General features: G+C 67.6%; 25 protein-coding genes. 11 read left to right on the top strand and 14 right to left on the bottom strand.

The genetic code is table 11. From position 1 onward, the window contains the following. Window positions 1-31: 31 nt before the first annotated feature. Complete coding sequence (locus tag UK23_RS41235) at window positions 32-1,000, bottom strand: DUF2332 family protein (protein ID WP_045317249.1); 969 nt, start codon at window positions 998-1,000, stop codon at window positions 32-34. 103 nt (window positions 1,001-1,103) lie between these two features. On the opposite strand from UK23_RS41235, the gene UK23_RS41230 reads away from it, so the two are divergent. Next, a complete protein-coding gene (locus UK23_RS41230) occupies window positions 1,104-1,862 on the top strand; it encodes an enoyl-CoA hydratase/isomerase family protein (RefSeq protein WP_045317248.1) in 759 nt (252 codons plus the stop codon). A gap of 93 nt (window positions 1,863-1,955) precedes the next feature. On the opposite strand, the gene UK23_RS54320 is transcribed toward UK23_RS41230, so the two are convergent. The 10 genes from UK23_RS54320 to UK23_RS41185 form a co-directional block, all read right to left on the bottom strand. Continuing rightward, the gene (locus UK23_RS54320; protein WP_231114908.1) at window positions 1,956-2,108 is read right to left on the bottom strand and encodes a hypothetical protein; all 153 of its coding nucleotides are present in this window, start codon (window positions 2,106-2,108) and stop codon (window positions 1,956-1,958) included. 342 nt (window positions 2,109-2,450) lie between these two features. Next, on the bottom strand, window positions 2,451-3,047 hold the full coding sequence (locus UK23_RS41225) for an MBL fold metallo-hydrolase (RefSeq protein WP_045317247.1): 597 nt from the start codon (window positions 3,045-3,047) through the stop codon (window positions 2,451-2,453). After that, window positions 3,047-4,135: an S-(hydroxymethyl)mycothiol dehydrogenase gene (locus UK23_RS41220; RefSeq protein ID WP_045317246.1), complete on the bottom strand. Its 1,089-nt coding sequence runs from the start codon at window positions 4,133-4,135 to the stop codon at window positions 3,047-3,049. The genes UK23_RS41225 and UK23_RS41220 overlap by 1 nt, the downstream gene beginning before the upstream one ends. 13 nt (window positions 4,136-4,148) lie before the next feature. After that, window positions 4,149-4,667, bottom strand: coding sequence for a VOC family protein (locus UK23_RS41215; RefSeq protein ID WP_045317245.1), 519 nt, complete (start codon window positions 4,665-4,667; stop codon window positions 4,149-4,151). 48 nt (window positions 4,668-4,715) lie between these two features. After that, complete coding sequence (locus UK23_RS41210) at window positions 4,716-5,579, bottom strand: hypothetical protein (protein WP_156213757.1); 864 nt, start codon at window positions 5,577-5,579, stop codon at window positions 4,716-4,718. A gap of 103 nt (window positions 5,580-5,682) precedes the next feature. Then, window positions 5,683-5,952, bottom strand: coding sequence for a DUF4235 domain-containing protein (locus tag UK23_RS41205; RefSeq protein WP_045317243.1), 270 nt, complete (start codon window positions 5,950-5,952; stop codon window positions 5,683-5,685). Continuing rightward, a complete protein-coding gene (locus tag UK23_RS49390) occupies window positions 5,949-6,236 on the bottom strand; it encodes a DUF3618 domain-containing protein (protein WP_052685493.1) in 288 nt (95 codons plus the stop codon). The genes UK23_RS41205 and UK23_RS49390 overlap by 4 nt, the downstream gene beginning before the upstream one ends. Then, on the bottom strand, window positions 6,233-6,616 hold the full coding sequence (locus UK23_RS41195) for a phage holin family protein (RefSeq protein ID WP_045317242.1): 384 nt from the start codon (window positions 6,614-6,616) through the stop codon (window positions 6,233-6,235). The genes UK23_RS49390 and UK23_RS41195 overlap by 4 nt, the downstream gene beginning before the upstream one ends. A gap of 33 nt (window positions 6,617-6,649) precedes the next feature. Next, complete coding sequence (gene trxA / locus UK23_RS41190) at window positions 6,650-7,015, bottom strand: thioredoxin (RefSeq protein ID WP_045317241.1); 366 nt, start codon at window positions 7,013-7,015, stop codon at window positions 6,650-6,652. Window positions 7,016-7,093: 78 nt separating this feature from the next. Continuing rightward, a complete protein-coding gene (locus UK23_RS41185; RefSeq protein WP_082115400.1) occupies window positions 7,094-7,321 on the bottom strand; it encodes a helix-turn-helix domain-containing protein in 228 nt (75 codons plus the stop codon). Window positions 7,322-7,410: 89 nt separating this feature from the next. Here UK23_RS41185 and UK23_RS41180 point away from each other — a divergent pair, with 89 nt between their 5' ends. From UK23_RS41180 to UK23_RS41165, 4 genes are read left to right on the top strand one after another with little or no spacing between them, the layout of a single operon-like run. After that, window positions 7,411-8,313 carry an ABC transporter substrate-binding protein gene (locus tag UK23_RS41180; RefSeq protein ID WP_045317239.1) on the top strand — a complete coding sequence of 301 codons (903 nt, stop codon included), beginning with the start codon at window positions 7,411-7,413 and terminating at the stop codon, window positions 8,311-8,313. Beyond that, window positions 8,303-9,118: an amino acid ABC transporter permease gene (locus UK23_RS41175; RefSeq protein ID WP_045317238.1), complete on the top strand. Its 816-nt coding sequence runs from the start codon at window positions 8,303-8,305 to the stop codon at window positions 9,116-9,118. The genes UK23_RS41180 and UK23_RS41175 overlap by 11 nt, the downstream gene beginning before the upstream one ends. Further along, entirely contained in the window at window positions 9,105-9,863 is a 759-nt protein-coding gene (locus UK23_RS41170) for an amino acid ABC transporter ATP-binding protein (protein ID WP_045317237.1), read from the top strand. The genes UK23_RS41175 and UK23_RS41170 overlap by 14 nt, the downstream gene beginning before the upstream one ends. Beyond that, window positions 9,805-11,544: a PAS domain-containing protein gene (locus tag UK23_RS41165; protein WP_082115398.1), complete on the top strand. Its 1,740-nt coding sequence runs from the start codon at window positions 9,805-9,807 to the stop codon at window positions 11,542-11,544. Before UK23_RS41170 ends, UK23_RS41165 begins: the two co-directional genes overlap by 59 nt. On the opposite strand, the gene UK23_RS41160 is transcribed toward UK23_RS41165, so the two are convergent. Continuing rightward, the gene (locus tag UK23_RS41160; RefSeq protein ID WP_045317235.1) at window positions 11,507-12,346 is read right to left on the bottom strand and encodes a helix-turn-helix domain-containing protein; all 840 of its coding nucleotides are present in this window, start codon (window positions 12,344-12,346) and stop codon (window positions 11,507-11,509) included. The two genes, UK23_RS41165 and UK23_RS41160, sit on opposite strands and share 38 nt — an antisense overlap. Before the next feature lie 100 nt (window positions 12,347-12,446). Between UK23_RS41160 and UK23_RS41155 the strand changes: the two genes are divergently transcribed. The 5 genes from UK23_RS41155 (at window position 12,447) to UK23_RS41135 (ending at window position 17,775) form a co-directional block, all read left to right on the top strand. Beyond that, window positions 12,447-14,747, top strand: a complete 2,301-nt coding sequence (locus UK23_RS41155; RefSeq protein ID WP_045317234.1) for a chitobiase/beta-hexosaminidase C-terminal domain-containing protein — start codon at window positions 12,447-12,449, stop codon at window positions 14,745-14,747. A 62-nt stretch (window positions 14,748-14,809) separates the two neighbouring features. Beyond that, window positions 14,810-15,190 (top strand): TIGR03618 family F420-dependent PPOX class oxidoreductase, encoded by a 381-nt coding sequence (locus UK23_RS41150; protein WP_045317233.1) that lies wholly within the window; start codon window positions 14,810-14,812, stop codon window positions 15,188-15,190. After that, entirely contained in the window at window positions 15,171-16,325 is a 1,155-nt protein-coding gene (locus UK23_RS41145; protein ID WP_045317232.1) for a bifunctional cobalt-precorrin-7 (C(5))-methyltransferase/cobalt-precorrin-6B (C(15))-methyltransferase, read from the top strand. Before UK23_RS41150 ends, UK23_RS41145 begins: the two co-directional genes overlap by 20 nt. Beyond that, the gene (gene cobM, locus UK23_RS41140; RefSeq protein ID WP_045317231.1) at window positions 16,322-17,062 is read left to right on the top strand and encodes a precorrin-4 C(11)-methyltransferase; all 741 of its coding nucleotides are present in this window, start codon (window positions 16,322-16,324) and stop codon (window positions 17,060-17,062) included. Before UK23_RS41145 ends, cobM begins: the two co-directional genes overlap by 4 nt. Beyond that, window positions 17,059-17,775 carry a cobalt-precorrin-6A reductase gene (locus UK23_RS41135; RefSeq protein WP_045317230.1) on the top strand — a complete coding sequence of 239 codons (717 nt, stop codon included), beginning with the start codon at window positions 17,059-17,061 and terminating at the stop codon, window positions 17,773-17,775. Before cobM ends, UK23_RS41135 begins: the two co-directional genes overlap by 4 nt. A gap of 51 nt (window positions 17,776-17,826) precedes the next feature. Here UK23_RS41135 and UK23_RS41130 read toward each other — a convergent pair whose 3' ends face one another. Further along, the gene (locus UK23_RS41130) at window positions 17,827-18,318 is read right to left on the bottom strand and encodes a hypothetical protein (protein WP_045317229.1); all 492 of its coding nucleotides are present in this window, start codon (window positions 18,316-18,318) and stop codon (window positions 17,827-17,829) included. A gap of 20 nt (window positions 18,319-18,338) precedes the next feature. Then, a complete protein-coding gene (locus UK23_RS41125) occupies window positions 18,339-18,587 on the bottom strand; it encodes a hypothetical protein (RefSeq protein WP_156213756.1) in 249 nt (82 codons plus the stop codon). A 103-nt stretch (window positions 18,588-18,690) separates the two neighbouring features. Here UK23_RS41125 and UK23_RS41120 point away from each other — a divergent pair, with 103 nt between their 5' ends. Beyond that, window positions 18,691-22,317, top strand: a complete 3,627-nt coding sequence (locus UK23_RS41120) for a PD40 domain-containing protein (RefSeq protein WP_045317227.1) — start codon at window positions 18,691-18,693, stop codon at window positions 22,315-22,317. Window positions 22,318-22,337 lie beyond the last annotated feature (20 nt).

Below are 22,337 nucleotides of genomic sequence, written 5' to 3'. Positions count from 1 at the left end.
GCCCAGGTCAGCGCGACCTAACGAAGCACTACTAGCTGTAGATGGTGACCGTCAGCCTGGGGTTTGAGCGAAAATCAATCGACTCGTAGGCAACGCGCGCGAGCGGCATCGAGCCCGCCGCGGCCGTCAGGGTCGTCTCGATCTCGTTGCGCTCGTCCTCGGTCAGGTACGCCCAGAACGAGCTGTGCCAGATCACCGTGTACGTGCCGCGCTCGTCGGGCGGGACGAGGTTCTCCCGCAGCCACCGCCCGGCCGGCGACCTGGCGACCTTCACGCCGACTTTCCCGGCCAGTTCGATGGCGTCGTCGAGGTCCCACCGCAGCGAGTCGTGCTCCGGCGGGATGAACGAGTGCAGGATCATCGCGTGCTTGGGATCGGACGGGTCGCGCGGCTGCAGGTCGCAGCCCGCGCGGTCGACGATCTCCAGTTCGGGCGGCTGCGGGCCGACGGCGGCAAGCCGGACCGGTGAGTCCTTCTCGCCCCACTCCCAGCCGAGGCCGAACCAGCGGTAGCGGTCGAGGATGAGGTTGAGGCCCGCGCAGGCGCCCAGTTCGAGGAGCCTCACCTTGGGCGCGCCGATCATCGTGAGGCCGCGGAGCAGGAACCCGGCGGTCTTCGGCTGGTGCTGCTGAACCGTCCGGTCGAGCGCGGCCAGGATCTCGCCCGCGTTCTCGACGATGGCGCGGCGTGCCGCCAGCCACGCGAGCAGCGCCGTGGAGTCGGACTCGCCGGCCATCGCGGCGGCGTGGGCGCTGGCGAACCGCTGGCTCAGCTCCGGCGCTTTTCCTGACAGCATCAGGAGTCTCACCCCCGCGAGCGCCTGGATGCCGAACAGCGGGCTGTGCACGGCGCTGTGCGAACAGAGCAGGTCGGCCACCGGCCCGCCCCTGTCGAGCTCGCTCGCCAGTTCCGAGAGGATGCGCGCCGAGACGGGCGCACTGGTGCGCAACCGCACCGCGAACGTGCGGAGGGTGGAAGCACCGATGCCGGCCGCGGTCACACTTCCCTCCCCTCTTCGGCAGGGAACTTTACAAGGGCGTGAACGCATTGTTCCCATCTGAGACCGGGCGTGGCGCCAGAAGGCTCTGGGTATCGTGCGGCCTGTGAGCGAGTTCCTGGAGCTGTCCGTGGCCGGTCCGGTCGCCACGTTGACGATCAACCGACCGGCCAAGCGCAACGCGATGAGCTACGACATGTGGTCCGCGCTGCCCGGGTTGATGGAACGCGTTTCCGCTGATGAGCGGGTCAGGGTGCTGGTGATCCGGGGTGGCGAGCACTTCTCCGCCGGTGCCGACATCGCCGAGTTCTCGACGCTCAGGCGCGGTGCCGCGGGCGCCGCCCACTACGGCGAGGCTGTGCACAACGGCGAACGCGCCATTGCCCAGCTGGACAAGCCGACGATTGCCGCGATTTCCGGTTTCTGCGTCGGCGGTGGGTGCGAGATAGCCCTCGCTTGCGACATTCGGGTGGCATCTTTCGATGCACGATTCGGCATCACGCCCGCGAAACTCGGCATCGTTTACAACTTCACCTCGACCAAGGCCCTCGTCGACGCGGTCGGACCCGCCTGGGCGAAGCAGATCCTGTTCTCGGCGGATTTGATCGACTCGGCGACGGCGCTGCGCATCGGTCTCGTGAACGAGGTCGTCGACTCGTTGGACGCCCGCGTGAAGGAACTCTCCGAACAGATCGCGGGTCGCGCGCAGGTGTCGGTGCGCGGGGCCAAGAAGATCGTCAACTCGATCACGGACGGCGGCCACGAGGACGACTTCGTGCGGGCGCTGTACGCGGAGGCCGCTTCGAGTGCCGACTACGAGGAAGGCGTGTCGGCGTTCCTGGAGAAGCGGCCCCCGCGGTTCTAGCTGTTCTGGCGGTCAGTGGAACGTGACGGTCAGCTTGTTGCAGTCGCGGCAGCTGTACATGACGCGGTTGCCCGGCTCCTGGTCGTGCTTGGATCAGCTGTAGGCCTTCGGGCAGTTGCGGGCGATCGCGTTGCTGTACGGCGTCTTCGCGTCGCGGTTCGGGTTGACGCACAGCATCGGCTTCCCGGTGCCGGGATGCCTGCGCAGTTCGCGTCGGGGCAGTCGGGGAGCAACGCCTGCGGGCATCCGGCGGTGCCGCAGAACTGGCCGTTGGGTGGCGGGCCATTGGTGAGCACGCCCGTGTTGTGCGGGAGCTCGCCGGTGAACATCGAGGCCCGCGACGGGCAGCACAGCGAGTTCGAGACGAAGTAGGTGTTGTCCATGTACTTCAGCAGGTCTGCCGACAGGTCGTCGACCAGGAAGACGATGATGTCGGGGCGGGCTGCCTGTGCCTGCAGCGGAGTGGCCGTGGTGACGAGGCCCGACAGGAGCATGAGGACCAACGCGAACCTTCTCATGCTCCCTGGACGCTGGTGACGGCACAGGCAGCCCGGTACTTCGGTACGACCCCAAGGGTCTGTGCCGACCCTAGAAAACCTCTGCCGCGATCGTCGTGTCCGGGCCGTGGCCCGTGTGCACCACGGTGTCGCCGGGCAGCTCGAACAGCTTCTCCCTGATGGACCTCTCGATCGTCGGCCGGTCCGAGAACGACCGGCCGGTCGCGCCCGGCCCGCCCTGGAACAGCGTGTCGCCGGTGAACACCGCGCCCAGCGAAGGCACGTAGAAGCACACGGCACCAGGCGAATGCCCAGGCGTGTGCAGCACGTGGATCTCCTCGCCCGCCACGGTCAGCACCTGGCCGTCCTGCAGGGCCTGGTGCGGGATCACGCCGGTGTGCGTCAACGACCAGACGATGTGGTCGTCCTGGTGGAGCGCGAGAGGCGCACCGGTCGCGTGGGCGAGATCCGGAGCCACCCGCACGTGGTCGTCATGAGCGTGGGTCAACAGAATCGCCACGACACGACGCCCGTCGACGAGCTTCAGGATCGCGTCCACGTCGTGCGGGGCATCGATGACGACGCACTCCTCGGACGAACCGATCACCCAGACGTTGTTGTCCACGTCGAAGGTCTCGCCGTCCAAGGAAAAAGTGCCGGACGTGATGGTGTGATCGACACGGAGCATCAGAAGACCACTACCGATCGCAGCACGTCGCCGTGGTGCATCTTCTCGAAAGCACCTTCGACGCCGTCCAGCGCGATCTCCTCGCTGACGAACGCGTCCAGGTCGAATCGGCCCTGCTGGTACAGGTCGACGAGCATCGGGAAGTCGCGGGTGGGCAGGCAGTCGCCGTACCACGAGGACTTCAGCGAGCCGCCGCGCGAGAAGAAGTCGATCAGCGGCATGTCCAGCTTCATGTCCGGGGTCGGGACTCCCACCAGGACAACGGTTCCGGCCAGGTCGCGGGCGTAGAAGGCCTGCTTCCAGGTTTCCGGGCGGCCCACGGCGTCGATCACCACGTCCGCGCCGAACGAGTCGGTCAGGTCCTGGATGGCCGTGACGACGTCGTCGACCTCGCGGGCGTTGACCGTGTGGGTCGCGCCGAAACCCTTGGCCCACTCCAGCTTCCGCGGGTCGGTGTCGACCGCGATGATCTTCGCGGCACCGGCGAGGCGGGCACCCGCGATGGCGCCGTCACCCACGCCGCCGCAGCCGATCACGGCCACCGAGTCGCCGCGAGAAACCCCGCCTGTGTTCATGGCGGCACCGACGCCGGCCATCACACCGCAACCCAGCAGACCGACGGCCGCCGCACGCGCGGAAGGATCGACCTTCGTGCACTGTCCTGAGTGGACAAGGGTTTTCTCGGCGAACGCACCGATTCCCAGCGCGGGCGACAACGGAGTGCCGTCCGCCAACGTCATGGGCTGCGAGGCGTTGAACGTCGAGAAGCAGTACCAGGGCTTGCCACGACGACACGCGCGGCAGGTACCGCACACCGCGCGCCAGTTCAACACCACGAAGTCGCCGGGCGCCAGGTCGGCGACGCCCTCACCGACGGACTCCACGACACCCGCGGCCTCGTGGCCCAGCAGGAACGGGAACTCGTCGTTGATGCCGCCCTCGCGGTAGTGCAGGTCGGTGTGGCAGACGCCGCACGCCTGGACCTTCACCACGGCCTCGCCGGGACCGGGATCGGGAACGAGCACAGTGGTCAGTTCGACCGGCTGGCCTTTTCCTCTGGCGACAACACCCTTGACCTCTTGCGCCACGCTGCGACTCCGTTCACTTGATCAGGGTCGTGCCCTCGAACTCGCCGAGTTCCTCCCGGTAGAACTCAATCCCTACACCGTTGGGGTCGCGGATGTACAGGCTGTCCTCGACGCCGCGGTCGGGGCCGAGGTACTCGATCCCGCCGTCGTCCAGCTTGGCCTTGATCTCGTCGAACCGCTCGGGGGAAATCGACAACGCCAGGTGCTGAACGGCGCCGATCGTCTCCATGAACGCCGGGTGGTCGTGGCCGGGGAAGTCGAAGAACCCCAGCAGGTTCTTGCTGCCGAGGTCGAAGAAGAAGTGGCTGGAGCCGCGGTAGTCGCGGTTCTCGACCAGCTCCACCAGGGGGAAACCGAGGAACTCCTGGTAGAACTTGATGGTCTCCTCGACGTCCTTGCAGATCAACGCGATGTGGTGGACGCCGCGAGTGGGCGAGCCGCCGCGTTCCTCGAGCGGTCGCACGTATTGTTCGCGCAGCTCGTCGCGCTTGGCCCTGATCGCGTCGAGCTCCGCACCCTCTGGTTGTGGCATGCGACCTAGAATAGTTGAGTATTCAAGCGGTTGCAGTGCCGAAAGACCTCAGCCCGCGATGCCTTCGAACTCCACGGCGCGGTCTTCCTGGAGCAGCGTGGCCTGCAGATAGGCCACCGATGTCTCGCGATCCAGACGCGTGTCGCAGTCGAACCGGGCCAGCGAAAGATCACCCGGTTGCCGCGCGTAGGCCTTCAGGGTCGTGATGTCGTGCAGGCCGAAACCGTCGTCGATGCCCCACTGCGCGAGGGTGGCCGCGCTCATCAGCTCCTCGGCGTCGTCCAGCGAGGGTGCCGTGAAGAACAGCCGGCCGTGCACGTAGACGCCCCGTGCGCCGCTCGGCGAGATCAGCGTGACCGGCGTGCCGGTGCGGCAGGCCATGAAGTGGAACGCGATCCCGCCGCCCAAAGACCCGACCACGGTCGCCGCGGGCAGGCCGCTCCAGGTGACCGGGCGTTTCGCGAACGCCTCCGCCTGGCCCAGCAGGAACTCGCGGTAGGTCTGCGGGTTGAGGTCCTGCAGGTAGTTCCACATGCGGAAGACGTGGTGGTAGCCGAGCTTCCCGGCAAGCTCCAGCGCCGCGCGGAACGCGAGCCGGCCCGCGTAGGTGTGCTCGTCGCACGGCGGAATTCGCCCGGCGCAGAACAGGTACTCGCCGTCGTGGGCGTAGGTGATCGCCTTGTGCTCACCTGACTCGACGCCGCGCGAGCTCGTCCAGATCTCGGCGAACCCGCGCCGGTCGTCGGGAGCCAGGTGCACGGTCAGTTCCGGATGCCCGTCCCGCAGCACCGGGTTGAACGACGTGTCGGCGAACCGCACGACGCCGAGCCGGGAGCGAGCCGGATCGTCCGCGACGGTGGACAGCGGCTCGAACCTCGAGGACAGCGCGCGAGCCCGCAACTGACGAGTCATCACCGGCCCTTTCGCAGGAGACCGTCAGATTAAGTCGCAAAACGATTGGTGTGTACCTTTGCGTCTCAACAGGGACGATTTCCGGGACCGGTTCCAGCGGCGATCAATCCTCTTCGTCGCCGGGCCATTTGCCGGTCAGCTTCTGAAATCCCTTGGCGCCGCCGCGGTCGATCGCGGCTTTCACCAGGCCGAAGATGGCTCCCTGCAACGCCGCGGCCAGCAGGACCTCGCGCCACGTGCGGTTCCGCATCGTCGCGCTGGGCGCTTCTTCGTCATGCCCCACGACTTTCCACACTTGACCAAAGATCGCGGTTGCGAGGAACCCTCCCAACGCGCCGAGCAACATTCCCAGTGGGCGGTACAGGAACTTCATCCATTCCTCCTGGAAAGTTTCCAGATCACGAGGACCAGCGTGATGAGCACCGCCGCAATCGCCGCGGGATGCCTGCGCGCCTTCTCCACCTGCAGAGCCACCGGCTCCGGCAGCGAGTTGATCGCCTCGTTGGTGGCGACGGTCATCCTGACCTTGGTGTCGTGCGCCTGCTCCTTCACCCGGCCGGGCACGTCCACCTTGTGCGCCAACGCTTCCACGGTCTCGCCGAGCTCACGGCGGGTGCGTTCGACGTCGCGCTGCAGCTCTTCCTTGGGATCGCTCATCGGTGCGCATGCTCCTTGATCGTCTTGATGTCCTGCTGGACGTTCTCCACCACCTGCAACGGGGGTGCGGCACGCCGGACCTGAGCGCGTCCCATGAGCGCCGCGATGCCCGCGACGAGCAAAAGGGCGGCCGCGACGATCAACGCGGCCGCCCACGGCGGTAGTACGAGCGAGAGCAGCAGGATCAGGCCCGCGACGACGCTGAGCCCGCCCCACCACGCGAACACGTCGGCCGCGCCGAACATCCCGGCGCCGACACCGGCGTGCTTGCCCTTGTCCTTGAGCTCAGCGACCGCGAGACGAATCTCGTCGCGCGCGAGCCTGCTCACCTGCTCGGAGAGCCGGTTGACCAGCTCTGCGGTCGACGTGTCGGTGTTCATGCACGTCAGGTACCCGCATGCCGGTTTTGTCAATCAGCCCTGCTGGGCTTCCTTCACCTTCGCGTGGACCTCTTCCATGTCCACGTCGCGCGCCTGCTGGATCAGGCTGTCCAGCGCGTTGCCCGGCAGCGCACCCGGCTGCGAGAACAGCACGACACCCTCGCGCACGATCATCAGCGTCGGGATGCTGCGGATGCCGAACGTCGCCGCCAGCTCCTGCTGCGCCTCGGTGTCGACCTTGCCGAACACCAGGTCCTCGTTCTTCTCCGACGCGGCCTCGAACGTGGGGCCGAACGCCTTGCACGGGCCGCACCACTCGGCCCAGAAGTCGACCAGAACGATGCCGGACCCGCCGACCACATCGTCGAAGTTCTCTGTGGTCAGCTCGACCGTCGCCATTTGGTCCTCCTCGTTGGTTCCTGGGGGCGGTTCGTTCAACGAACGACGCGGGTCCGGAATTCCCCCGCGTGCCCCCGGTCACCCTGCCAGGCCTGCCGGCAGGTCCGTCCGGTACTTGACGTTGAGCTTGCGATACACGCGGGTCAGGTGCTGTTCGACGGTGCTCGCGGTGATGAACAGCCGGTCCGCGATCTCCCGGTTGGTGTGGCCCCGGGCGGCGAGCTTCGCGACCTTGAGCTCGGCCTCGGACAGCTCGTGGTGCGTGCTCGTCTTCTGGGTGAGATGCGCTACCCGCCTCGCGGTCATGCGCGCCCTGCGGTGCTCGCCCACCGCTTGCCAGGCGTGACTTCAACTTTTTGTGGACGTGTTCAACAGAGCGTTGTACGGTCCCCGTCATGATGCCGCGCCTGCTCGTGACCTCGTTGCTCGTCGCAACGCTTGCTGCCTGCGGAGGCACGTCTGACTCCACCCAGACGAGCACCCCGCCGTCGTCCGACCTGTCGAGTGTCAAGAAGGACGACGCGCTCGCCGCGCTGGTGCCCGCCGAGATCGCGTCGAGCGGGAAGCTCAAGGTCGGGTCGAACATCCAGAACCCGCCGAACAACTTCTACGACCAGGACGGCAAGACGCCGATGGGGTCGGAGGTCGACCTGATCAAGGCGATCGCGGCCAAGCTCGGGTTGCGGGCCGAGCACAGCGACATGGCGTTCAGCTCGCTGATCACGAGCCTCGAGACCAAGCGGGTCGACGTCACGATGGCGGCGATGAACGACACCGCCGAGCGCCAGCAGAAGATCGACTTCGTCGACTACTTCACCTCCGGCATCACGATCATGGTGCAGAAGGGGAACCCGCAGGGCGTGAAGGGGCCGGACGACCTGTGCGGCAAGGGCATCGCGGTGAACCTCGGCAGCTCGCAGGAGCAGTTCGGCAAGGAGCAGAGCGAGAAGTGCAAGGCGCAGGGCAAGCCCGAGGTCCAGCTCAGCGTCACCGACAGCGACACCGGCAACCAGAACCAGCTGCGCACCGGCCGAGTCGCCGCGATCCTCAACGACCTGCCGACCGCCGTCTACGTCGCGAAGACCGCCGGTGACGGCAGCTACTTCGAGGTCGTCCCGCTCGCCCCGATCAACGGCGGCCCGTACGGCATCGGCGTCAACAAGCAGAACGCCAAACTGTCCGAGGCCATCAAGGGCGCGCTGCAGGCGCTGATCGACGACGGCACGTACACCAAGATCCTCACCACCTGGGACATCAAGCAGGGCGCGATCACCAAGGCCGCGATCAATGGCAAGTGATCTGCGCGAGAACCTCGAAGTAGTCCCGCTTCGCCATCCGGGACGCTGGGTCAGCGCGGCGATCGTCGTGCTGATCATCGCGGGCCTCGGCTGGGCGATGGCCGAGGCGCAGATCCAGTGGGAGGACGTGCCGGGGTTCTTCACGCACCCCGTGATGCTCGAAGGCCTGCTCAACACCATCGTGCTCGCGATCGCGGCACAGGGCGGCGCGATCGTCCTCGGCGTCGTCGTCGCGTTGATGCGGCTCTCGGCGAACCCCGTCGCGAGGTGGTTCGCCGTCGGCTACATCTGGCTGTTCCGCGGGCTGCCGGTGCTGCTGCAGATCCTGATCTGGTTCAACCTCGCGCTGGTGTTCAAGAACATCAGCATCCCGATGCTCTTCAGCGTCCCGACGAACGTGGTGATGACCGCGTTCGTCGCGGCGCTGCTCGGCCTGGGGCTCAACGAGAGCGCCTACATGGCCGAGATCGTCCGCGCGGGCCTGAGCAGTGTCGACGAGGGCCAGACCGAAGCGGCCAAGTCGATCGGCATGACTCCGCTGACCACGCTGCGCAGAGTCGTGCTGCCCCAGGCGATGCGCGTGATCATCCCGCCGACCGGCAACAACTTCATCAACATGATCAAGGGCACCTCGATGGCGTCCGTGATCGCCTTCCTGGAGCTCATCCACGCGGCGAACAACATCTCCTCGCGCAACCTGGAGATCATGGAAACCCTGTTCGCCGCGGCGGCCTGGTATCTCGTGATGGTGTCCCTCGCGTCGATCGGGCAGCACTACCTGGAGCGTGCTTATGGCCCTCGTTGAGGCCGTTGGGGTCCGCAAGTCGTTCGGCCACACCGAGGTGCTCAAGGGCATCGACATGGAGGTCGAGCGCGGCGAGGTCGTCTGCCTGCTCGGGCCGTCGGGCGCGGGCAAGAGCACTTTTCTCCGGTGCGTGAACCACCTGGAGACCATCGACGCCGGCCGGATCTGGGTCGACGGCGTGCCCGTCGGGTTCCGGTCGGCGCACGGAAAGCTCTACGAGCTGCGTGAACGCGAAGCGGCTCACCAGCGCCGCGACGTCGGCATGGTGTTCCAGCGCTTCAACCTCTTCCCACACCGCACGGCGCTGGAGAACGTCATGGAGGGCCCGGTCCAGGTTTTGCAGCGCAACCGGGCCGAGGTGCGCGCGGAGGCGTCCGCGCTGCTGGAAAGGGTAGGACTGGCCGAAAAAGCAGCCTCGTACCCGGCGCAGCTGTCCGGCGGTCAGCAGCAACGTGTTGCGATCGCGCGTGCTCTGGCGATGAAGCCCAAGCTGATGCTGTTCGACGAGCCCACGTCCGCGTTGGACCCGGAGCTGGTCGGCGAGGTGCTCGACGTGATGACCTCGCTGGCCCGCGACGGCATGACGATGATCGTGGTCACTCACGAGATCGGCTTCGCCCGCTCGGTCGCCGACCGCGTGGTGTTCCTCGTCGACGGAGCCGTGGTGGAGAGCGGCACACCGGCCGATGTGCTGGACAATCCACAACAGCCGCGCACGCAACAGTTCCTCGCAAAGGTGCTTTGAGTTGATCGACGCCTCGTACCTCGCCCAGTTCCGCGAACCGGAGGGGTACCTCGACTTCGCCCGCTTCGGCCCGCCGTCGATCCCGGTGGTCACGGCCACCTCGCGCCTGATGGAGCAGGCCTCTCTGGCTGGTCCATCCACAGTGGACACGCTGATGCGCGAGGAACAACGGGTGAAGGCCGCCGTTGCCCGGTTGTGCCACTCCGACACCGACCACGTGGCGCTGATCCCGAACACGTCCGCCGGCTTGTTCCAGGCCGCGTTCGGGCTGTCCGGCACGGTCATGTACTCGGCGTCGGAGTTCCCGTCCAACACCTACCCGTGGGTGCGGGCGGGGCTGCCGTCGGTGGTGTTCGAAGGGCCGGTGGCGCCCGCCGCCGTCGCAACCCGTCTGACGCCTGAGGTTTCCGCTCTGTCGGTGTCCGCTGTGGACTTCCGCACCGGCTATCGCGCCGACCTCGCAACGCTCCGCGAGGTGATCGGCGACCGGTTGCTGATCGTGGACGGGATCCAAGGATTCGGGGTCGTCGACGAGCCGTGGGAGCTCGCGGACGTGCTCGTGGTCGGCGGGCAGAAGTGGTTGCGGGCCGGGTGGAGCACGGGATTCGTCGTGCTGTCGGACCGTGCTCTGGAACGCCTGAAGCCCGTGCTGTCCGGCTGGACGGGCGCGGTCGACGCGGGTCTGTTCGACGACATCGTGCACGCCACCGCCCCGGACGCCACCTCGTGGAACATCACGAATCTCTCGCCGGTGGTGTCGGGTGCGTTCGCGGAAGCCCTTGAACTGGTCGAGCTGGCAGGGGTTTCCGCGCTGGACAGCGCCGTGGCCGAGGTGGTCGCCGAGCTCGAGGACACCGTGCTGTCGTGCGGCGGCAAGATCGTGTCGGCCCGTGAACGCCGGGCAGGGATCCTGGCGTTCACGATGCCCGAGGCGGCTCCCAAGGTCGGGGAAGCGTTGAACGCCTTCGGCATCACGGCAACGGTCAGGCCCGAGCACGTCCGGTTGTCGCCGCACGCCACGACTTCGCGCGGCACGCTGGAACGCGTCCGCGCGGCCCTGAAGTCGTTGTCCGGGGCGGCTTCGTCACCGGTGCCGGCGGCGTTGTCCGCACTGGTGCCGACCGTCGACAGCCTCGCTTCCGCGCTCGGACCGGACACCGAGGTCGTGGTGCACGACCTGGCGCGGCTGCCCAACTCGATCATCGCGATCGCCGGGTCGCTCACCGGACGCCAGGTGGGCGGGCCGATGACCGACCTGTTGCTGGGGCTCGTGCGGCGTGGCACCACCACGGACATGCCGGGCTACGAGACCTACGCGCCGGACGGGCGCGCGATCTGGTCGTCGACGACGTTCGTGCGGGACGCGGCCGGTGTGGCCGTGGGGTGCTTGTGCGTCAACAAACTGGCCGCGCACGAGGCTTCCGGACCGGTGGAGTCGTTCCCGCAGGACGTGGACACGCTCCAACGGGTGCTGGTCGAGAAAGCCATCGCGGACGTCGGCGTTCCGGTCGAGCTCATGAAGAAGGTGCACAAGTCGCAGGTCGTGCGCGTGCTCGACGAGGCGGGGTTCTTCCTGATCCGCGACTCCGTCGATCATCTAGCGGGTGTCCTGGAGGTCACCCGCTACACGATCTACAACTACCTCAACGAGAACCGAGCCGACCCTCCCGAACCGCGCTGACGTACTCGGCCAGCCTGCTCTTCGACCGTTCCGCGTCCAGGGCCAGCGAATCCAGTCGCTCGAACAGGTCCCTGCACTGCTTGACGACGATGTCGTCCTGCGCGAACACCTGGACCAGGTTGGTCTCGCTGAAGACGATCGGGGCGGCCTTGTCGAACTCGTACAGGGTGAACCCCGTTTCGAGCGAGGCGGTCCCGACGTCCAGGGGCACGATCCGGATCAGGTTCGTGTTGCACAGCAGGCGCAGGTACTGGTCTTCCATGATCTTGGCGTCGTCCACCCGCTGCCGCAGTGCGAGTTCGTGGATGTAGAACAGGAACTCCGGGCGGAACGGCCTCCGCAGCACCGTCTGGCGGTCGATGCGTGCCTGGACCAGCCGCTCGACGTCTTCCGGCGGGTGGACCGCGCCTTCTGCCAGCAGCTCGCGCGCGAACTCTCTCGTCTGCAACAGGCCGGGATGTGACGTCACCTCGTAGCTGGTGATCTTCGTGGCCGTCGACTCGGTCATCGCGACGGTGCGGAGACTGCTCAGCGTCTGGGCGCAGACGAGGTCGAAGGCGTTGTAGTAGCGGCGCTTGAAGTCATCGAAGAATTCTATGTCCATGCCGCACGCGGTAAGGTACTGCGCGAGGTCGATCTCGCTCGCGCGCGCCTTGCCGTTCTCGATGTTCGAGACCTTGCTTGGATCCCATCCAAGCTGGATCGCGAACTTGCGGCCATTGAGGGTCGAGAACCGCTCGCGCAGCAGTCGCAGCTCGTCGCCGAGGTCCCGGCTGTACGCGGTGGATGTCGCTTGGGTCATACGGAAAACGCTATGGGTTGTTTTCGGTCCAAGGTACGGGCTCGTTCGGGTGAAAACGTCGCTTGTCTTTTCGGGTCTTTCCTGCTTACCGTTCCCAGGTGTGAGAGCGCTCTCAAAGACGAGATGGCGGGCCGGCTTCGCCGCCGCAGTGATTGCTCTGTCGTCATTGGCGATGTCCGAGGCGGCTTCAGCCGCCGACGACTACACGCAGAACGTGACGGCGCTAGACGCCAGTCAGGCGAGGATCGACTTCAAGCCTACGACTCCCGCGCTGTACGTGGACGTGCACTACTTGGTCACCAACGTGCCGCAGCAGAACTTCCGCATGACCAACAACAGTGGTGTGTGGCAGAAGACTGTCGGTGGGCTGTCGTCGGGCAGCGTGATCGAGTACTGGTTCACCTACGAGAAGAGCGGCCCTCAGTACGACACGCCGCACTTCACCTACACGCACGGCAGCACGCAGGCACCCGTTGCGATGCCGAGTTTTAGCCCACCTGGCGGTGCGTACACGTCCGCTCAGACGGTGACGATCACGACGGCCACCTCTGGCGCGTCGATCCGGTACACAGTGGACGGTTCGACGCCGACGGCGAGCTCCCCGCTCTACAGCGGCCCGATTTCGGTTCCCAGCTCCAGAACCGTCAACGCGATCGGGATCAAGGCCGGGCTGGCGAACTCGTCCGTGGCCAGCGCTACTTACACGATCGGGACCCAGCAGGGCTGTGTGCAGTCCGACACGCCGAACTTCGGGCCGAACACGCGGATCTTCGACCCGTCGATGTCCGCCGCGAGCATCCAGACGCAGCTCGACGCGGACTTCAACCAGCAGAAGGACACGCTGACGGCGCAGATGGCGTCGCGCCGGGTCGCGCACCTGTTCAAGCCGGGCACGTACAACGTCCACGACGATGTCGGTTACTACACCTCGGTTTCCGGGCTCGGGCGCAACCCCGGCGACGTCGTGATCAACGGCGACATCACGGTCGACGCGTTCAACGAGTCGGACAAGGGTGTTGCGCTGCAGAACTTCTGGCGGTCTGCCGAGAACATGGCGGTCAACCCGAGCAGCGGCACCAACCGGTGGGCGGTGGCGCAGGCGGCACCGTTCCGCCGCATGGACGTCCGCGGCAACTTGGCGCTGTACCCGGCTTCCTATGGTTTCGCGTCGGGTGGCTACACCGCTGACACGCGGGTGTCGGGGCAGACGGCGTCCATCTCGCAGCAGCAGTGGTACACGCGCGATTCCAACTACGGCAGCTGGGATGGCGGTGTGTGGAACATGGTGTTCTCCGGAACTCCCGGGGCACCGGCCAACACCTTCCCGACGCCGCCGGAGACCACGCTCGCCACCACGCCGGTGTCGCGCGACGTTCCCTACCTCTACTTCGAGGGCGGGAAGTACCGGGTCTTCCTGCCTTCCCTGCGCACCAACGCCTCCGGTGCGTCGTGGGTCAACGGCGGCACGCCGGGCAGCTCGTTGCCGATGAGCCAGTTCTACGTCGTGAAGTCCGGGGACACGGCCTCGACGATCAACGCGGCGCTGGCGAGCGGCTGCAACCTGTTCTTCACGCCCGGCATCTACAACGTCAACCAGACGATCAACATCACCCGGCCGAACACGGTGGTGCTGGGCATCGGCTACGCGACGATCGTGCCGCAGAACGGTGTCACGGCCATGCAGGTCGCGGACGTCGACGGCGTGCGGATCAAGGGCATCCTGTTCGACGCGGGCACGACCCTGTCGAACTCCCTGCTGACGGTCGGGCCGTCCGGCTCGTCGGCCTCGCACGAGGCCAACCCGACCACGCTGCAGGACGTGTTCTTCCGCGTCGGCGGGGCGGTCCCCGGCAAGGCGACCAACAGCCTGGTCGTCAACAGCAACAACACGATCATCGACCACACCTGGATCTGGCGCGCCGACCACGGCAACGCCGGCACCTGGGGCTGGAACGAGGCGATCGGTGACACGGGCCTCGTCGTGAACGGCAACAACGTGCTGGCCACCGGGCTGTTCGTCGAGCACTACCAGAAGTACCAGGTGATCTGGAACGGCAACGGCGGGCGGACGATCTTCTTCCAGAACGAGATGCCGTACGACGTGCCGAACCAGGCGTCCTGGAACAGGCCGAACGGCCAGGCCGGGTACGCGGCCTACAAGGTCGGCGACAACGTCACCACGCACGAGGCGTGGGGACTGGGCAGCTACTGCTTCTTCAACGTCAACCCGTCGGTGCGCGCCGAGAACGCGTTCGAGGTGCCCAACCGGTCCGGCGTGCGGATGCACAACCTGCTGACCGTCTCGCTCAACTACCAGGGAACGATCACCCATGTCGTGAACAACGCGGGTGCGGTGACACCGCCGGGCACAGTGCCGGTGAACGTCGTCAGCTATCCGTAGTGCTCTGGAACACGGCCCCCTCGATTTCGTGTCGAGGGGGCCGCTTGGGCATGATTCGTGGCATGTCGATCGAGCGGGGCGCCGAGTTCGCCGAGTTCTGGACGGAGCGGCACCTGTGCACGCTGTCCACTGTGCGTCCGAATGGCACTCCTCACGTGGTGCCCGTCGGGGTCACGCTCGATCTTGAGGCCGGAGTGGCGCGGATCATCACCGACGGTGGTTCGTGGAAGGTCAAGCACGTGCGCAGCGCTGGTTACGCGGCTGTGTGCCAGGTGGACGGTCGCCGTTGGTCCACGTTGGAGGGACCGGCGGTGGTCCGGGACGACGCCGCTTCCGTGGACGAGGCTGTGCGGCGGTACGCGGTGCGGTACCGGCAGCCTCGCGTGAACCCGACGCGTGTGGTGATCGAGATTCAGGTGCAGCGTGTCTCCGGAACCGTCTGACGTCGCTGATGTCACCGTTGTCGGCATCGGGGCCGACGGGTGGGACGGGCTGTCGCCGGCCGCGCAGAACGCGGTTCGCGGCGCGCGGGTGCTGATGGGGAGTCAGCGGCAGCTCGATCTGGTGCCAGGGGACTTCGAGCGGGTGGCGTGGCCGTCGCCGCTGGTCCCGGCGTTGCCCTCGCTTTTCGAGCGCTACCGCGACGTGTGCGTGCTGGCGTCCGGCGATCCCATGTTCCATGGAATCGGCACCACTCTGGTGCGGCTGCTGGGGCCGAGGGTGACCGTGATTCCGCATCCGTCGTCCGTGTCGCTGGCGTGTGCGCGGCTCGGGTGGGCGTTGAACGAGGTCGAGGTCGTGTCGCTGGTGGGACGCTCGCCCGACCTGCTGCGGCCTGCGCTGACGCCGGGACGCCGGATATTGGTACTCGGTGGTGATCCTGCAACCGTTGCGGAACTCGCTGGGCCGATTACAGTCTTGGAGCAGTTGGGTGGGCCTGCCGAGCGGGTCTACCAGTGGTCCGGGGAAAGTGCGGATCCGTTGTGCGTCATCGCTGCCGAGTACGCCGGGAGCGCCTACTCGCGGGTGCCAGGGCTGCCGGACGACGCGTACGAGACTGACGGCCAGTTGACCAAACGTGAGGTGCGGGCTATTTCGCTGTCGACGTTGGCGCCGTTGCCGGGGCAGCTGTTGTGGGATGTCGGGGCAGGTTCGGGCTCGATCGCGATCGAGTGGGCGCGGACGCACCCGACGTGCCGGGCGATCGCGGTGGAGCAGGATGCCGTGCGCGCAGAGCGAATCGTGCGTAACGCTGCGTCGTTGGGCGTGCCCGGCGTCGAGGTCCACATTGGACGGGCTCCTGCAGTTCTCGAAGGACTGGAGAAGCCCGACGCGATCTTCATCGGCGGCGGGCTGACGGTTCCCGGTGTGGTGCAGACCTGCTGGGACGCGCTCGGTGCCGGTGGTCGTCTGGTGGTGAACGCGGTGACGTTGGAGTCAGAGGCCGTGGTGGCGCAGTGGTACGCGCGGCTCGGCGGGGACCTGGTTCGCATCGCGGTGAACCGGGGGTCTTCCGTCGGGAAGTTCACCGGATGGCGACCGCACATGCCGGTGACGACCTGGAGCGTGGTCAAGTGACCGTGCACTTCATCGGCGCTGGTCCTGGCGCTGCTGATCTGATCACCGTGCGCGGGCGTTCGCTGATCGAGTCTTCGCCGGTCTGCCTGTACGCCGGGGCGTTGGTGCCGGTCGAGTTGCTGGAGTTCTGTCCTGCCGGGGCTCGTCTCGTCGACACCGCCTCGTTGACGTTGGACGAGATCGTGGCCGAGCTGGTCGCGGCTGATGAGGCCGGGTCGGACGTGGCTCGGTTGCACTCCGGGGATCCCGCGGTGTTCAGCGCGATGGCTGAGCAGATGCGCCGGTTGGACGCCCTCGGGATTGCTTATGACGTGACGCCCGGCGTGCCCGCGTTCGCGGCCGCGGCGGCTTCGTTGCAACGGGAACTGACTGTGCCCGGCGTGGGACAGACGGTGATCCTGACCAGGACTTCGCAGCGGGCCACGCCGATGCCGGACGGTGAGGACCTGGACACGCTGGGTCGTTCGCACGCGACTCTGGTGCTTCATCTGGCTGTGCAACGGATTGCTGACGTGGTCGCCGAGCTGGTCCCGAACTACGGGCTGGATTGTCCGGTCGCGGTGGTGGCCTATGCGTCTCGCGCTGACGAGGTCGTGTTGCGCGGGACCTTGGACGACATCGCTGCTCAGGTTGAGGCGGCTGGGATCAAGCGCACCGCGGTGATCATCGTGGGGCGGACGCTGGGGGCGACGCAGTTCCCGGACAGTCACCTGTACTCGGCCACGCGCGTTCGATGATCCTGATCCTCGGCGGCACGGGGGAGGCTCGCGAACTGGCTCGGCTTCTGGTGGGGAGATCGGGATCGGCTGAGCGGATCATGTCCTCCCTGGCCGGCCGGGTGAGCGCCCCCCGTCTTCCTGAGGGCGAGGTACGGGTCGGCGGGTTCGGCGGGGTTTCCGGGTTGGCGGAGTACTTGCGGGACAACGACATCCGCGCTGTCGTCGATGGCACACACCCGTTCGCCTCGCGCATCACCGGGAACGCCTTCGAGGCCTGCGCGCTCGCCGGGGTGCCGTTCCTGGTTCTGCGGCGGCCTGGTTTCGCGCCGCTCGAGGGGTGGCAGTGGGAGGACAGCGTGGCCTCGGCGGCGCGGAATCTGCCTGGTTCGCGGGTGTTCCTGACCACTGGGCGGCAGGATCTCGCCGAGTTCGCCGGGTGTGCGCAGTGGTTCCTCGCGCGAATGGTCGAACCGCCGGAACCGCCCATGCCGCAACGGATCGAGGTGCTGCTGTCGCGCGGTCCGTTCACCGTGGACGGTGAGCTGGAACTGATGCGGTCGCGGCGGATCGACGTGCTGGTGACCAAGGACAGCGGTGGTGCGATGACGTCGGCGAAGCTCGAAGCGGCGCAACGGCTGGAGATTCCGGTCGTGATCGTGCGACGGCCGCCGCTGCCGGCCGCCGAGGTGGTTCGGACAGTGCAGGACGCGTTGCGCTGGCTGGGTGTGTGACGGTCGCGCCGGACGTGCTCGACGTCCGGCGCGACCGACCCCCGGTGTCATTCAGAGCTGGACCAGCACGGTGCACCAGATCTCGTTGCCGTCGCCGACCCCGCAGTCCGCGACGGAGCCGTCGGGGAACTTCGTCCAGACCCCTCTCGTCCGCCAGTGCCACGTGCCGAGGCGGCCGAACCTCTCGTGGTAGCCCTCTCCGTTGAACGAGAACGCGTCGACGTCGACGCCGGTGTTGTTCCCGCCCACCGTGCCGTTGCCCATCGCCTTCTGGTCGCACGAAGCGGGCCACCAGTCCTCCACCGGTCCGCCGCTGCGGTTCCACACGGCGCAGGAACCCGAACCGCTGCCGAGGTTGCGCGTGTAGCTCAAGGTCCGGCCGGTCCTGTTCTTCACCGCGCCGCAGAGCTGGCGGGTGCCGACCCAGGTGCAGGTGGACGCGGAGGCGGCAGGTGCCGAAATGATCGTCAGTCCGGTCGCCACCAGGAACGCGACGCCGAATGTGGCGATCGCTCGTGACAACCGGCCTTTCGTCCTGTGCATTTCATTCCCCCTGATTGTTTCTACGGGTAGTAGTCGCGGCTGGTGCATTCGTCCCACCGGGAGTTGTCCCGGCAGACGACGACGGTGACCCGCCGAATGTCGGCCACGTGGCGCCAGTTGGTCGGTGGGCCTGCGTTCGGGTAGATGCCCTGGAGCCAGTCGCCTCCGGCAGCGGAGGCCGATCCGACGTTCACCAGGGTCATCGCCGCCAGCGTGCCGATCAGCACCAGCGTCGCTCTTGTCCTGTTCTGTCGAACCAACAACTTCATTCGTCAATCTGAGCTGGTCGTTCTGTTGTTGCCCAGCCCTGTTCCGGCCTAACAACTCCGTGTACAAGTGGAATCAGGTGGGTGTGCTGACCTGGGAGGGGTTGTGCCACGTCCGGAGCGCGAGCTGACCGGTTCCGGACCGGTCGAATCGCTGGCCGTCGAATTGCGGGAACTGCGCCGGAAGGCGGGTAGTCCGGGTTATCGGGAATTGTCCGCGCGGGCGGGTTTTTCCGCGCCGACGCTGGCCAATGCCGCCGGCGGGAGGCAGTTGCCGACTTTGGCCGTGACGCTGGCCTACGTGCGGGCGTGTGGCGGGGATCCGGTCCGCTGGGAGCGGCGGTGGCGGCAGACGGCCGCGGCGTGCGCCACGGGTCGCCCACCGGGAGACGACCCGCCTTACCAGGGACTGCTCAGCTACGGGGTGCAGGACGGTGCCCGCTTCTTCGGGCGGGACGCGATGGTGGCCTGCCTCGTGCGATTGCTGGAGCGGCAGCGGTTCCTGGCGGTGTTCGGGGCCTCGGGCAGCGGCAAGTCCTCGTTGTTGCGCGCGGGGTTGATCCCGGCGCTGTCCACCGCGAAGGACACCTCGGTGGTGCTGATGACGCCAGGGCGTGACCCCGAGGTGACGACGGCGAACACGGCGCCGGGCGACCGCGAGGTGGTCATCGTCGTAGACCAGTTCGAGGAGGTGTTCACGCACTGCCAGGACCCGGCGCGGCGGCGCGCGTTCGTGGACCGGATCGCGGCACTGGTGAGCGGTCCGGAGCCGAGGGGGACCGTCGTGCTGGGGATCCGGGCCGACTTCTACGCCCGCTGCGTGGATCTGCCGGTGCTGGCCGGGTTGCTGGCGGGGGCGAACGTGCCCGTTCCGGCGCTGACCGAGGACGAGCTGCGCGACGTGGTCACCAAACCCGCCGCCCAGGCCGGGCTGACCGTCGAACGTGCGCTGATGACGAAGATCCTGGCGGAGGCGTCCGGGCAGCCCGGCGTGTTGCCGTTGTTGTCCCACGCGCTGTTGGAGACGTGGCGGCAGCGGCGCGGCGACGTGCTGAGCGTGACCGGTTACGAGGCCGCCGGTGGCCTGGCCGGCGCGATCGCCGGGACTGCGGAAAGCCTTTACGAAAGCTTCGACGCCGGACAGCGCGACACCGTGCGGCAGGCGTTCGTGCGGCTGGTCGCGTTCGGTGAGGGTGTCGAGGACACCCGCCGGCGGATCCCTCGCGCCGAGCTGGACCTGCCGTGCATCGACGCGGTGCTCGGGCGGCTCGCCGCCGCCCGGCTCGTCGTGCTCGGGGAGGACACCGTCGAGATCGCGCACGAAGCCCTCATCCGCGCCTGGCCGCGACTGCGGCAGTGGCTGACCACCGACCGGGACGACCTGCGCACGCACCGGCAGCTCAGCGAGGCGGCCCAGTCCTGGACGTCGCTGGACCGCGACTCCGGGGCGTTGTACCGCGGTGCGCGGCTCGCGGTCGCGCGGGAGTGGGCCGCGCGCAGTGCCGGTTCCACCACCATGACCGCGGTCGAGCGGGCGTTCCTGGACGCGTCGATCGACCTGGCGGACTCCGAACGCGCGGCAGCCGCTCGCCGCAACCGGCAGCTCCGCTACCTCGTCGCCGCGTTGAGCGTGCTGCTGGTGACCGCCGTCAGCGCCGGAGCGGTCGCACTCGTGCAACGCCGCGATGTTGTGGCACAACGGGAGATCGCGATCTCGCGGCAGCTCGCCGCCGAGTCGCTCGGGCTGGCCGGCACCGAACCCGGTACCGCCATGCTGCTCGCCGTGCAGGCCTACCGCACGGCACCCACGACCGAGGCGCGCAGCGCGTTGCTGAGCATGTCACCCCGTCGAGGCCACCTCGGCACACTCCGCGGTCACACCGGCGCGGTCTCCCAGGTCGCCTTCTCGGGCGACGGCAACACGTTGCTCAGTGTCGGCCGCGACCAGACCCTGTCCCTGTGGGACTTCGGCCGGCGCACCCGGACGGCCGCGCTCACCGAGCACCGCACGTGGCTGACCGCCGCGGCCGTGAGTCCGGACGGGCACACCGCGGCCTCCGGCGGTGAAGACGGCCAGATCGCGATCTGGGACCTCGATCGCCGGATCCGCGTCGCCACGCTGACCACCGCGACCAAACGGATGCGGGACATCGTGTTCAGCCCCGACGGCCGCACCCTGGCCACGACCACCGACAACGAGGTGACCCTGTGGGACCTGGCGACACACACCCGTTCGGCCGTGCTGTCCGGTCACGCCAAAGCCGTGCTGGCACTGGCTTTCAGTCCCGACGGGCACATTCTCGCCAGCGCTTCGGCTGACTCGGCCGTGATCCTCTGGGACGTCGGCCGCGGCGCCCAGGCCGCCACGTTAACGGGCCACACCGACGGTGCGTACGCCGTCGCCTTCAGCCCGGACGGCACGACACTCGCGGTGGGAACCGGTGACACCACAGCGGTCATGTGGGACGTGGCCACTCATACGCGGCTGACCAGTTTCACCCACCACAAAACCGGGCTGGTCATGGCACTGGCGTTCAGCCCGGACGGGCGCACCCTGGCCACCGCCGGGGACGACACCGCGGTGCTGCTGTGGGACACCCGCCACCGGGTGCTGCGCGGACAGCTGAACGGACCTCGAACCGCGGTCTACACCGTGGCGTTCGACCCGCGCACCTCGGTGCTCGCCGCCGGCACCGAAGACGGTGCCATCTTCCTGTGGGATCCCAGCCTGCCCGCCGTCGCGCAACAGTCCACAATGGTCAGTTCGGTGGCGTTCAGCCCGGACGGCCGCACGCTGGCCACCGCCAGCCGCAACAGGATCTCGTTGTGGGACAACGCCGATCACAGCCTCCGCACGATCCTCACGGACGCCGAGGTGTTCATCAACGCGGTCGCGTTCAGCCCCGACGGCCGCACGCTGGCCACCGCCACCCAGCCCTACCCCTGCTGCCCGGACGGTGCCGCCGGCAACACGCTCACCCTCTGGGATCTCGGCACCGGCACGCCCGTCCGCCGCACCGGGCACACCGGACAGGTGCTCGGCCTGGCTTTCAGCCCGGACGGCCGCCAGGTGGCGACCAGCAGCGCCGACGGCACGGTCCGCCTCTGGAACCTGGCGACCGGCGCGGTGGACCGGACCCTCACCGGACACGCCGCGGTGGTCAACGGAGTGCGGTTCAGTCCCGACGGACGGCTGCTGGCCACCGCGAGCCACGACCAGACCGTCAAGTTGTGGGACCCCGCCACCGGGTCCCTGCTCGCCACCCTGACCGGCCACACCGGCTGGGTGAGAGCCGTGGCGTTCAGCCAGGACGGACGACTGCTGGCCACGGCGAGCCACGACCAGACCGTCATCCTGTGGGACGTCGCGACCCGTACCCGGCTGGTCACCATCACCGACCACACCGATGCCGACTTCACCGGCGTGGCGTTCAGTCCCGACGGCCGCACCCTCGCCTACACCAGCGGTGAAGCCTCCGTCGTGCTGTGGGACGTCGAGCGCCGGGCCATCACCGCCCGCCTGACCGGCCACACCCAGCGCGTCCACGCCGTCGCGTTCAGCCCTGACGGGAGCGTGCTCGCCACCGGCAGTGCGGACCAGACCCAGATGTTCTGGGACACCAGCCCGGAGAACGCGATCACCCACCTCTGTGCGGCCGCGGCCAGAGATCTGACCGAGGACGAATGGCGCCGTTACCTGCCGTCCATCCCGTACGCCCGCACCTGCGGCTAGTAGTACTTCGTCAGGTCGCG

It is taken from the genome of Lentzea aerocolonigenes (genome assembly GCF_000955955.1).
Classification (GTDB): Bacteria; Actinomycetota; Actinomycetes; order Mycobacteriales; family Pseudonocardiaceae; genus Lentzea; species Lentzea aerocolonigenes_A.
The sequence above is the reverse complement of the archived record's forward strand: the minus strand, read 5'-3'. Positions and strand labels throughout refer to the sequence as shown.